Origin of the sequence: Enterococcus sp. 5B3_DIV0040, assembly GCF_002140755.1 — a bacterium.
In the GTDB taxonomy this organism is placed as follows: Bacteria; Bacillota; Bacilli; order Lactobacillales; family Enterococcaceae; genus Enterococcus_D; species Enterococcus_D casseliflavus.
Genome location: NZ_NGLC01000001.1, coordinates 1611597 through 1623762 on the forward strand (window position 1 = coordinate 1611597; position 12166 = coordinate 1623762).

The 12166-nt window shown below is 42.8% G+C and carries 11 protein-coding genes; 1 reads left to right on the forward strand and 10 read right to left on the reverse strand.

Annotation, left to right across the window (positions count from 1 at the left end; genetic code table 11):
• Window positions 1–168: 168 nt before the first annotated feature.
• Window positions 169–948 carry an ABC transporter ATP-binding protein gene (locus A5883_RS07655; RefSeq protein ID WP_086338257.1) on the forward strand — a complete coding sequence of 260 codons (780 nt, stop codon included), beginning with the start codon at window positions 169–171 and terminating at the stop codon, window positions 946–948.
• A 174-nt stretch (window positions 949–1122) separates the two neighbouring features.
• Here the strand turns inward: A5883_RS07655 and coaE are convergent, their stop codons facing one another.
• The 10 genes from coaE to A5883_RS07705 all read right to left on the reverse strand — a co-directional run bounded on the left by coaE (window position 1123) and on the right by A5883_RS07705 (window position 12147).
• Entirely contained in the window at window positions 1123–1716 is a 594-nt protein-coding gene (gene coaE, locus A5883_RS07660; RefSeq protein ID WP_086338258.1) for a dephospho-CoA kinase, read from the reverse strand.
• Window positions 1713–2555, reverse strand: a complete 843-nt coding sequence (mutM, locus tag A5883_RS07665; protein WP_086338259.1) for a DNA-formamidopyrimidine glycosylase — start codon at window positions 2553–2555, stop codon at window positions 1713–1715. The genes coaE and mutM overlap by 4 nt, the downstream gene beginning before the upstream one ends.
• 15 nt (window positions 2556–2570) lie before the next feature.
• Window positions 2571–5216 carry a DNA polymerase I gene (gene polA / locus A5883_RS07670; RefSeq protein WP_086338260.1) on the reverse strand — a complete coding sequence of 882 codons (2646 nt, stop codon included), beginning with the start codon at window positions 5214–5216 and terminating at the stop codon, window positions 2571–2573.
• Between the two features lie 125 nt (window positions 5217–5341).
• Complete coding sequence (locus tag A5883_RS07675; protein ID WP_005231333.1) at window positions 5342–6034, reverse strand: Bax inhibitor-1/YccA family protein; 693 nt, start codon at window positions 6032–6034, stop codon at window positions 5342–5344.
• Window positions 6027–6500: a MaoC family dehydratase gene (locus A5883_RS07680; protein WP_005225996.1), complete on the reverse strand. Its 474-nt coding sequence runs from the start codon at window positions 6498–6500 to the stop codon at window positions 6027–6029. Before A5883_RS07680 ends, A5883_RS07675 begins: the two co-directional genes overlap by 8 nt.
• 141 nt (window positions 6501–6641) lie before the next feature.
• Entirely contained in the window at window positions 6642–7976 is a 1335-nt protein-coding gene (murC, locus tag A5883_RS07685) for a UDP-N-acetylmuramate--L-alanine ligase (protein WP_086338261.1), read from the reverse strand.
• A 114-nt stretch (window positions 7977–8090) separates the two neighbouring features.
• Window positions 8091–8555 carry a SprT family protein gene (locus A5883_RS07690; RefSeq protein ID WP_005225994.1) on the reverse strand — a complete coding sequence of 155 codons (465 nt, stop codon included), beginning with the start codon at window positions 8553–8555 and terminating at the stop codon, window positions 8091–8093.
• Window positions 8552–10738 (reverse strand): Tex family protein, encoded by a 2187-nt coding sequence (locus A5883_RS07695; RefSeq protein WP_086338262.1) that lies wholly within the window; start codon window positions 10736–10738, stop codon window positions 8552–8554. Before A5883_RS07695 ends, A5883_RS07690 begins: the two co-directional genes overlap by 4 nt.
• Before the next feature lie 137 nt (window positions 10739–10875).
• On the reverse strand, window positions 10876–11610 hold the full coding sequence (locus A5883_RS07700) for a metallophosphoesterase family protein (RefSeq protein ID WP_086338263.1): 735 nt from the start codon (window positions 11608–11610) through the stop codon (window positions 10876–10878).
• Between the two features lie 165 nt (window positions 11611–11775).
• On the reverse strand, window positions 11776–12147 hold the full coding sequence (locus tag A5883_RS07705) for a VOC family protein (protein WP_086338264.1): 372 nt from the start codon (window positions 12145–12147) through the stop codon (window positions 11776–11778).
• Window positions 12148–12166 lie beyond the last annotated feature (19 nt).

Genomic DNA, 12166 nt, shown 5'->3' on the forward strand with positions numbered 1-12166 from the left:
CCCTCCTGTATACTTTCATCATAACAAGCATTCTGATTTCTGACAAAAGATATGAATACGATACCAAACAGTCAGCAAAATGTTTTTCTTTATGCTATAATATGAGCGATTATTTTCTGAATTTTCTTACAACTGGAGGTGAAGAACCTGTCTAAGGTTCGACAATAGATGACAATCCTCGATTTCCAACAGGTTTCTTTCGTTCGCGACAAGAACTATTTATTAAAAGCGATCAATTGGCAAGTGAAAAAAAGTGAGCATTGGGCGATTTTAGGTCTGAATGGTGCTGGCAAAAGTTTATTACTCCAAATGATCACGGGAAGTTTATGGCCTTCTTCTGGTCAACGAACGGTCTTAGGTGAGCGTTACGGAAAAACGTCTGTGCCCGATCTTCAACGGCGCATTGGTTGGGTCAGTTCAGCGCTGCAAAGCAAGTTTTATGGTCGCTATCTTGCCGAAGAAATCGTTCTTTCGGGGCTTTATTCCAGTATTGGTCTTTATGAGTCCTACGAAGAAGAGCAGCTGATCCAAGCAAAAGAGCTTTTGGCTGACTTAGGTTTGTCGCATCTGATCCATCGTTCCTATCATGTCCTTTCGCAAGGGGAAAAACAATTTGTCATGATCGCACGTGCCATGATGGCACAACCAGAGATCCTCATTTTGGACGAACCTTGTACGGGCCTTGATTTATTTGCGCGAGAAGAACTGCTAACCCGTCTGCAGGCTTTTTCACATCTGCCGAATACGCCGACTCTTCTTTACGTTACCCATCATACGGAAGAGCTACTACCGATTTTCACTCATTTGCTGATGTTAAAAAACGGCAAAGTCCACGCCGCTGGTCAACGAGAGACGATTTTTACTGAGGAGGTTCTCACCTCTTTTTATGATCAGCCGATCATTCTTCACCCCTTTTCCAGCAATCGCGTGATCGTGACCCCAAAATAAATCAGGGCTGGTACTTTGATATTTAACCATTCATACACGATCGTCTTACTTTCCAAACCAAACAGTTTCCGACATGTTTCAGCGCCAGTTGTTTTGGGAAATGATAGGGCTAGGTTTGCTATTGAAAGATAAAATAGCAGGTTCCCTTTTACTGAAGGGAACCTGCTGTCTTATCTATTTGTTTAAGGATGCTAACCAATCATCGATCTGCTGATTGAGTTGGGCTATCGTTCCTTGATTATCAAAGACAATATCTGCCCGTTGTTTCTTTTTCTCAATGGAAAGCTGACTGTCGATTCGTTGTTGCGCTTCTTGCTCACTCAGTTGATTACGTGCCATCAACCGCTCTTTTTGAAGCGCTTCTGGCACATAAACGACTGCGGTTTGATCCATGTATTGGTCGTAGTCGGCTTCATAAAGCAAAGGAATGTCAACGATCAACAAGGGCACTTGCTGCCTTTTTTCTTCGATCTGAGACAAAATCTCTTGTCGAATAAATGGCGACAGCGTCTGATTCAGCAAGCGACGTTTTTCTGGATCATTAAATATCAGGGCACCGAGGGTTTGCCGATCCAGGTGTCCGTCATCGCTCAAAATCTGCGGACCAAAGGCTTGTGTCACCGCCTGCAAGCCCTCCGTATTCGGTTCAACGACTTCTCTGGCGATGATATCGGCATCAATAATCGGTAAGCCCAGTGAGCGAAAATGCGCGACTGCGGTACTTTTCCCAGTGGCGATCCCGCCAGTGACCCCTAAGACAAAACTCATTTGCTGGACCTCACATGCAATTTTTGGCACTGAGGACAAAAGTGCGTCCCCCGTTGGGCAACCTTGGTCTTGACGATTGGTGTCCCGCATCGCCCGCACGGATTGCCCGTTTGGCCATAGACATTTAATGACATTTGGAATTTTCCTGCTTCGCCCAATGCATTGAGATAGGTCCGAATGGTTGTCCCCCCTGCTTCAACGGCGCGTTCCAAGACATCGATGATCGCTTGATGCAACACGTTGGCTTCTGCTGGGGTGAGGGAATCTGCTGGTTGTTCAGGATGGATCTTCGCTTGCCATAGCGCCTCATCTACATAAATATTGCCCAAACCAGTCACAAGTTTTTGATCTAACAAAAGGGGTTTGATGGCTTTTTTAGACCGCTTCAATCCTTGCTCAAATGCTTCCAATAAAAACAATTCAGGCTTAGGCTCAGGACCTAATTGCATGATGCCTTTATAGGCTGCGCTTTGGTCTTTATCCACTAAAGTCATACGACCAAATTTTCTTACATCCTGGTAATTTAACTGACTGCCATCCGTAAAATGGAAAATGACATGTGTATGTTTATCGACAATCGGTTCTGACTCAAAATACTCGTACTTGCCTTCCATTCGTAGATGAGAGATCAGATCATAATCTGTCAATTTAAAAATCAAAAATTTTCCACGTCGTTCAAATCTTTCAAAACGTTGCCCTTTCAACAGTGCCGAAAAGATCGGCACTTCAGGACTTTCGATGATTCGTGGCCAAAGGATCTCGACCGATTCGATCGTTTTATTTAAAACAAGTTTTTCAAGTCCTTTGCGGACCGTTTCAACTTCTGGTAATTCAGGCACCTCTGTTCACCTCATTTATTTTGCATCGTACCATGTTTTGCCCCAATTGCTGTCTGTCAGTAAAGGGACATGCAATGCAACGGCTTGCTCCATCACTTCTTTCACTAAAGCGTCAAGACGAGGCAATTCAGATTCAGGTACTTCAAAGACTAGTTCATCGTGTACTTGCAGCAGCATCGTTGCTGCTAATTTTTCTTCTTTCAAACGTTTCGCCAAATCGATCATGGCAATCTTTAAGATATCCGCCGCACTGCCTTGGATCGGTGTATTGATGGCGGTTCTTTCAGCAAAAGTCCGAATATTGAAATTGCGCGAATTGATATCAGGTAGGTAACGACGGCGATGATACAAGGTTTCAACGTACCCTTTGTCCTTCGCCTCACGAACCACATCCTCCATATACGTTTTCACACCAGGATATTTTTCAAAATACGTATCAATGTATTGTTGGGCGGCTTTTCTGGTGATTCCTAGATTCTGGGATAAGCCATAATCGGAAATACCATAAACGATACCGAAGTTGACCGCTTTGGCTTGACGACGCATATTTGGTGTCACATCTTCTGCTTTTTCGATACCAAAGACTCGCATCGCTGTGCTTGAGTGGATATCTTGACCTTCGATAAAGGCTTCTTTCAAATGGGTATCATCTGAGATATGTGCCAACACTCGTAATTCGATTTGAGAGTAGTCAGAAGAATAGATCACCCAATCAGCTTCTCGCGGCACAAAGGCTTCACGGATCTTTCGACCTTCTTCTAAACGAATCGGAATGTTTTGCAAGTTCGGATCGACAGAACTTAAACGACCAGTTTGGGTCAAGGTTTGTACATATCGTGTATGGACTTTGCCATCCCCTTGGATCACTTTTAATAAGCCTTCTACATAGGTTGATTGGATCTTAGCGATTTGACGATAAGTCAAAATGTCTTCAACGATCGGTGCTTGCTCTTTTAGTTGTTCTAACACATCGACGGCTGTCGAATAGCCAGTCTTGGTTTTTTTGATGACTGGTAAGCCCATTTTTTCAAATAAGATCACACCCAGTTGTTTCGGTGAGTTTAAGTTGAAGGTTTCACCAGCTTCGGCGTAGATTTTTTCTTCAATTTCATGCAACCGTTGCGCAAATTCGCCCTTCATCTGATGCAAGCGAGACGCATCAACTTTGATTCCAGTAATCTCCATATCAGCTAAAATCATTGATAAAGGCAATTCCATTTCTTCAAATAGCGCTGTTTGATTCTTCGCTGCCAATTCTTCCGTAAGCTTTGGTGTTAGGTTCGTAATCGCTGCTACTTTACGGGCTAAATGAGCAAAGAAGTCTTCCTCATCCGCTGGCAGACCTTTTTTCGCACCTTTTCCATAAATCGCTTCATCCGATTGGATCGCATCATAGCCATAGTGAGCGGCAACACCTGCGATGTCATTATTCGTATCATTCGTGTCTAAAAGATAAGCTGCCAATAAAACATCAAAAGCGATTCCTTTTGGTGCTGTCGTGTATCGGTTTAATGCCACATACGTGCGTTTGGCATCATAGACGAATTTTTTACGTTCCTCGTCTTTTAACCAATTGGTAAAGAATGGACTTTCAAACAATTCTTCACGATTGCTGACATAAATTTTTTCTTGATTGCCCCAAGCAACACCGACGATGTCTTCCAAATGATAGTTATCCCCCATCATCTCGACATACAATGCCGTGTCTCCTTGGAACATATCTTCTGTTACTTCTTCAACGACCGAAAATAAAATGTCTTCCATCTCAACTGGTTCAGCTGTAATCTGCAACTTCTCTAAGAAGCTATTAAAGTTCATTTCTTGGTAGAATGGCACCAATTTCTCTAAATCTTTGCCTTCATATTTCAGTTTGTCGACATCGACCTCAATGGGCGCATCCACATCGATGGTTGCTAACTGTTTTGAAAGAAAGGCGATCTCACGGTCATTGATCAAGTTTTCTTTCATCTTGCTTTTTTTCATTTCATCGATGTGTTCATAGATCCCCTCAACGGAGCCATATTCCTTCAATAGCTTGATGGCTGTCTTCTCACCAATTTTGGTGACACCAGGAATATTATCGGAAGCATCACCAGCTAGTCCTTTCATGTCGATGATTTGTAAGGGCGTTAGGCCGTCATATTTTTCAGCCACATGAGCGGGTGTATAACTTTCAATTTCGCTAACTCCTTTGACCGTAATGTCAACTTTCACGTGCTCCGTTGCCAGCTGGGTCAAATCGCGATCGCCAGATAAAACGACAACGTCAAACAGCTCTTTGTCGACTTTATTTGCCAATGTGCCAATGATATCATCGGCTTCGTAATTATCTAATTCGTAATATTGAACACCTAACGCGTTGATCAATTCGCGAATGTAAGGCATTTGTTCTTTAAATTCCCCAGGGGTTTTTGAACGTCCGCCTTTATAGTCTTCATACATCGCTGTCCTGAAGGTGGTTTTTCCAGCATCAAAAGCCACTAAAACATGTGTTGGCTGTTCTTTTGCCATCACATTTTCAAACATAGTATGAAACGCATAGATGGCATTTGTGTGCAGCCCATTGGCATTTTTAAACCGTTCTAATGAATTATGCAACGCAAAAAACGCGCGAAAAGCCACACTATTTCCATCAACGAGTAGTAATTTATTTTTTGGCATTTGATTACTCCTTTTCTCAAAAAGTTCCTCTTTATTCTATCAAAGAACGGGCACAAAAGCGATGAATTGCTTTGTTTTCTCTCTCATTTTATACAAAAAAAAAGGCGAGTTTCCTCGCACTTTTTTTAGTTGTTTTTTCCAAAGATTCGCAATAACGCAAGGAATAAGTTGATAAAGTCCAAATACAGTTGTAATGCCATAAAAACGGCCACTCCTGTATTTGCGCCACCATTCGTTGCGAAGTATACATTGCGGATTTGCTGATTGTCATAGGCGGTGATCCCCATAAAGACAAAGACGGTCACGATCGATAAGAAAAAGTCAACCGGTTGACTGCGTAAAATAAATACATTCAAGAGCGTCGAGATGATGATCCCGAGCAACAGACCATAGCCGATACGACCAACTACACTTAGATCCCGTTTGGTCATGATCCCAAATGCTGACATGACACCAAAAGTGACAGCTGCTGAAACAAATGCTCCCACGATCGATCCAAAGTCATAGATCATCAGTGTCACAGACAAGGTCAATCCATTCAAGAGCGAATAGACTAAAAAGCCAGCAACGGTCAAGGACGGATTTTTCTGCGCCTTCACCCCTAATACAATAACTAGAATGATCTGTAAGATCCAAAGACCAGTAAATCCTAGCGGAAAGTTGCTGATAAATTGCAGGGTTTGCGCTTGAAAGACTTCCCCAAATATATAGGCTGAGATCGCACTGATCGCAAGCCCAACGCCGAAGAATAAATACACTTTTGAATAAAAGCGATTTAAGCCTTGGGCTTGGACGGTTTCATTATTTAAATTATTCATCTTGTTGTTCCTCCTCATTTTCTGCTACTGCTTTTGGCGGCTGGACCATGACCACAGCATCTAAAATACGATGATCTTCTGTGTTGATCGCTTCAACTGAAATAGTTACCACGTCTTTCATTTTATCCACTTTGATCACTTCGAATTCAAAGGTCAACGTTTCATAATGATATACAGGTTCAATAAAGTTTACCGAAAAATTGACTACATGAGAGCCAGGACCAGGCAAATGTTTCGATACGGCACTGGTAATGATCCCCATCAACATAATGGATGGTACGATGGGACGCTGGTACTCAGTTTTTTGTGTGTAGTCATGTTGTATATACAAAGGATTGGCATCATTAGTCAGCCCTAAATATAACAGCAGTTGATTGTCTTCGATCGATTCTGTTAAGGATAACGAATCGCCTTCCTCGATATCTTCAATACTTTTTCCTATTTTTCGCGGTTTCCCTATATTCAAAATTTAATTCCTCCAAAAAGAATAGTTTCATCTGAGTATATTCTATCAGATGCCGACAAAAGTGCAAGTTCGCGGTGCTGCTTTTGCAAAAACTTCAGATGTAAAAAACTCTTGCAGCAAACACGCCACAAGAGTCTTTGATTACAATACGTTACGAGTTGTATTGCTTAATAGTTTTTCATAGGCTGTCTCAAATTTTTGCACATCGCCTGCTCCCATGAAAATCACGACAGCATTTTGATGATCCAATAGCGGAGATACGTTCTCTTCTTTGATCACAGTTCCACCTTTTTGGATTTTCTTGCCTAGATCTTCAATTTTAACATCTCCTCGTGATTCACGAGCAGATCCAAAAATGTCACATAGATAGACATGGTCTGCAAGATCCAATGCTTCCGCAAATTCATCCATCAAAGCGATCGTGCGGGTAAAGGTATGTGGCTGGAAGACAGCAATAATTTCTTTCTCTGGATATTTTTGACGAGCGCCATCGATCGTTGCTTTGATTTCTGCAGGATGGTGGGCGTAGTCGTCCACGATCGTCATATCCGCCACGATTTTTTCGCTAAAGCGGCGTTTCACTCCAGGAAATGAAATCATCTCAGCAGCAACTTCTTTCATATCCAATCCTTCTTTGTAAGCCACAGCGATCACACTTAATGCGTTGTTGATGTTGTGCTGACCAAACGCTGGCAAGACAAAATGGCCAATATTTTCACCATGGATAAAGACGTCGAACTCTGAACCTTGGGTGGTGCGTTCAATATTTTTTGCTTGGACATCGTCGTTATCGTTGACGCCGTAATAGTAGATTGGGACATCGGCTTCAAGTTTACGCAAGTATTCATCATCACCAAAAGCAAAGATGCCTTTTTTCACTTGACTTGCCATCGATTGAAAGGCTGAGAAGACATCCTCGATCGAGTGGAAGTAGTCTGGGTGATCAAAATCGATGTTGGTCATGATTGCATAATCCGGTGAATACGCTAAGAAATGACGACGGTATTCACAGGCTTCAAATGAAAAGAATTCCGCATCAGGTTCCCCATGACCAGTCCCATCGCCAATCAAGAAACTTGTTGGACGGATGCCGCTTAAGACATGAGAAAGCAATCCTGTCGTACTGGTTTTCCCGTGAGAACCGGTCACCGCAATACTCGTATAGGGCTGAATGAATTGGCCAATAAAGTCATGATAACGAGTAACTTCTATACCAAGTTCTTTTGCCCGTACGATTTCTTCGTGGGTGTCAGGGAAAGCATTCCCTTGGATAATGACCATTTCTGGTTGAATGTTTGCTTTATCGAAAGGCAACAATTTGATCGCTGCTTTTTCTAGATCACGTTGAGTGAAGAAATATTCTTCCACATCAGAGCCTTGTACTTGGTAGCCTTTTTCGTGCAGAATCAAAGCCAATGAACTCATACCGGAACCTTTGATTCCAACAAAATGATGTATTTTGTTTTGATTTTCCATTATTATAATCCTCTTTTCTCAAATCCGCGTCGTAAAAAAACGCGTGTATTGACAAATATCAGGTTGTCACACGACCTACATTATCATACAAAATGAAAAAAATAGCAACGAGTTTTATTTTTCGACTTGACTTTTCTCATCATTTCCTATTTCTAGCAAACGTCCACGACATTTTCCACAAACATATTTTTTGATATCCACACGTCGCTGCCGCCGAATCTCGCAGCCGCAATTTTGGCATCGATAGCGATGTTTGGCTGTCCTTTTGGCAGGAGGTGCATAACGCAAGCCTCCCGTTCTTGCCAGCAATGCTTTAAAGGCAGGATCTTGGTGACGGTGACCAAGACCTGCTAAGTGCAAATGATAATGACACAATTCATGCTTGATAATGCCGATAAAAACCTCCATCCCGTGTTCTGTGAGCATGGTTGGATTGAAATCCAAGTGGTGATCACTTAGATGGTAGCGGCCACCGGTTGTTTTTAAGCGAGAATTAAACACCGCTCGATGCGTGAATGGTTTGTTGAAAACAGACAGCGACAGCTCTTCCACCAAATGCTGCAATTCTTGTTGGGTCATTTTGCATTTCCCGGATCGACCATGGTTAAACTGATACGGCCTTTTTTGACATCTACTTGCTCGATCCAAACGGTTACGACATCACCGACGGAAACAACGTCTTTCGGATGCTTTACAAACGAACGGCTCAGCTTCGACAAATGCACCAGTCCATCTTGTTTGACACCGATATCGACGAAAGCACCAAAGTCGATCACATTTCGAACCGTTCCCTTCAGTTCCATTCCCGGTTTTAGGTCCTCCATACTCAGCACATCTTTGCGCAATAATGGCGCTGGCATTTCATCACGCATATCGCGTCCAGGCTGCATTAACGCCTTTAGGATATCCGTGATGGTTTCTTTACCGACTGACAATTTTGCGGAAAGCTCCGCTGGGCGTAGTTGGGCAAGTTTCGCTTTATTTTCTTCCATTTGCTCTTTCCCTAGCTCCGCTAAAGAAATACCCGCGATCGCCAAAATTTCTTTGGCAGTGTCATAACTTTCTGGATGGATCCCGGTATTGTCCAAAATGACTTTTCCGCCAGGTATCCGCATAAAGCCGATCGCCTGTTCATAAGCTTTTGGTCCTAAGCGAGGGACTTTTTTCAGTTGATTCCGCTGCGTAAATACACCATTTTCTTCTCGATAAGTCACGATATTTTGAGCAGTGGTTTTATTTAAACCAGCTACATGCTGCAAGAGTGCCGCACTTGCGGTATTGACGTCAACGCCAACTTGGTTGACAACAGTCTCAACAACAAAATCCAATTGTTCAGCGAGGCGTTTTTGCGAAACGTCATGCTGGTATTGTCCGACGCCCACGGATTGTGGATCAATTTTGACTAATTCTGCCAAGGGATCTTGCAGACGGCGACCAATACTGATGGCGCTGCGTTCTTCCACTTGCAGATCAGGGAATTCTTGACGAGCGATCGGACTGGCAGAATAAACAGAAGCGCCTGCCTCATTCACGATCACATAATATACTTCTTGATCGATCAATTTTAATTGTTCAGCGACGAATTGCTCTGATTCCCGACTCGCAGTCCCATTACCGATTGCGACCATCTCGACTTTATAGGTTTGTAATAAGCGACGAAACGCTGGTCCGGCAGCTTCTCGCTTATTCATAGGCGCTGGTTTATGAGGATAGATCACTTCGATCGCTAGTACTTTTCCAGTCTCATCAATGACGGCTAGTTTACAGCCTGTACGATACGCTGGATCAAAACCTAAAACGACTTTGCCCTTCAATGGCGGCTGCAGCAACAGATTGCGAAGATTTTCTCCAAAAATCGCAATTGCTTGTTCGTCAGCTTTTTCTGTCAATTCATTGCGGATCTCTCGTTCGATGGCTGGTGAAATAAACCGTTTCAGCGCATCAGCAGCTGCAGCTTCAACAAAACCGGCTGCGGGTGAATCCCTATTCGTGATCAATTTGCGACGTAGGTAATCCATGATTTTTTCTTCATCTGCCACAAGTGCAACCTTCAAGATGTCTTCTTGTTCCCCACGATTAGTGGCTAAAATTCGGTGGGATACCATCTTATTGATAGGATGCTGGAAATCGTAATACATTTCATAAACGCCTTTTTCATCTTTTTCAGCATTTTTGACCGTGCTTTGATACAGTCCTTTGTTTGTGTAATAGCTGCGGATCCAACTACGAAACTCTGCAGTATCACCAACGCTTTCTGCAATGATCTCGTGCGCGCCTGCTAAGGCATCTTCTACAGTAGGAACAGCATCACTGATAAATTCGGCCGCTTTTTCTTGAACGTCACCTGCTTTTGGGAAGCTTAACAGCCACTGAGCAAATGGTTCCAAGCCGTTCTCTTTGGCGATCGTCGCTTTGGTGCGTCGTTTTTGTTTATAAGGACGATACAGGTCTTCGACGGCCTGCATTTTTGTTGCAGCTAAAATCGCCTGAGATAGTTCAGGCGTTAGCTTTTCTTGTTCTTCTATCAAACGCAAAACCTCTTGCTTGCGCTTCTCTAAGTTTTCTAAGTACTGGTATCGCTCTTCAATTTCTCGAATCTGAACTTCGTCAAGTCCATTCGTCATTTCTTTACGGTAGCGGGCAATAAAGGGGACGGTATTTCCTTCTTGCAATAACTGCAACACCGTACTGATTTGTTTTTGGGTAAAAGCGGTTAATTCTTGTTTTACTAAATCAAGTACCTCTTGATTCATTTCTGCCATTTGTTCTCACCTTTCCTTTGTTGCTTTGGCTATTTTAACATAAAAAAGACAGCCATTGAGCGAACAAGATTGCACGAAAACAATGTTGCTTTCGCGACTCTTGTTATGGCTGCTTTTGTCTTTTCTCAAAAAGACTTTTAAAAGTCTGGTTGCCAAGGACCTGCTAAATTTTGGTATTCGATGTCCTGAACGATCCCTTTGTCATCAAAAATCACGCCATGCACCGATCCACCAAATACTGCCCCGCCATCGATGCCGATTTTGTCGTCTTGTTGCCATAGATCCGTCGTCTGCATATCTCCATGCAGCATGGGCGTGATGGTATGGCCAAAAACGATCGTTTTTCCTGTACGGTTTTTTCCTTTATGAAATGGCTCGCGAATCCAGATAAAATCATGGTCTGCGGTCTTACGCCAATCTTTTTTACTTAAATCCACGCCCGCATGAACAAAGAGATACTTTCCCCATTCGTAATAAAGCGGTCGCCCCATCAAAAACTCTATTAAGTCTCGATAGCTACTGCGGATCATTAAGGCGATTTCCGTCGGCGAATACTCCTCAGTAGCGCCTGTATGCAAAAGACTTTCAATCGTTTCTTTGCCGCCATTGCGTACGTAAGCGGCAAACCAATCCTCAGGGGCATTTAGAAATTGCAGAAAATACTCCTCGTGATTGCCGCGTAAATAAATCGCTTGGTATTCTTCGACTAACTTTTTTCCCAGAAAAAAACACTCTTTTGACTTCGGCCCCCGATCATTTAAGTCTCCAATCAAAAGCAGCTGATGGAGCTTAGGGTCATAATCGGTAAGAAGTTTTTTAAACAGATCGGCCATTCCATGAATATCACTGATTGCATATAGATAGTTTTGCATAGTCATTTCCTCCTTAAAGGCAATTGATTCTCTTGTTATCAATTTTAGACCTTTGCCTGTAAAATGTCTTGCAATAAAACGAAAAAACCAACCATTTGTCCTGAACAGTACGACAACATAAAGTCGGGTTCAAAAGGACGAATGATTGGTTACGATCGACAAAAGCTATTTTCCTGAAACAGCAAAATAATTGCCATCCGGATCGGCAAAATTGAAAACCAGTTGTTCTTCCATCTGAATCAATTCACCCACTTCTGCTTCCATCTCTAAAAGCTTCTTATAAAGTGTCGTAATATCTTCTGCAAAAAACATGATCGATGGGGAATTCAAAGCGACTTCAGGTGAATGTGTTTCGATAAACTCACGGTCATATAAGACAAAATGTGCCTCCGCCTCTTTTGATGGCGCGATTTCAACGACGGATGTTCCATCAACGGTTTGTTGTTCAATGGTCACAAACCCTAGTTCTTGCCAAAACTCAACTGCTTTCGTCACATCGTCGACGTATAGCATCACTTGCATTTGATTGGAAAACAATGGGCATCCCTCCTATTTC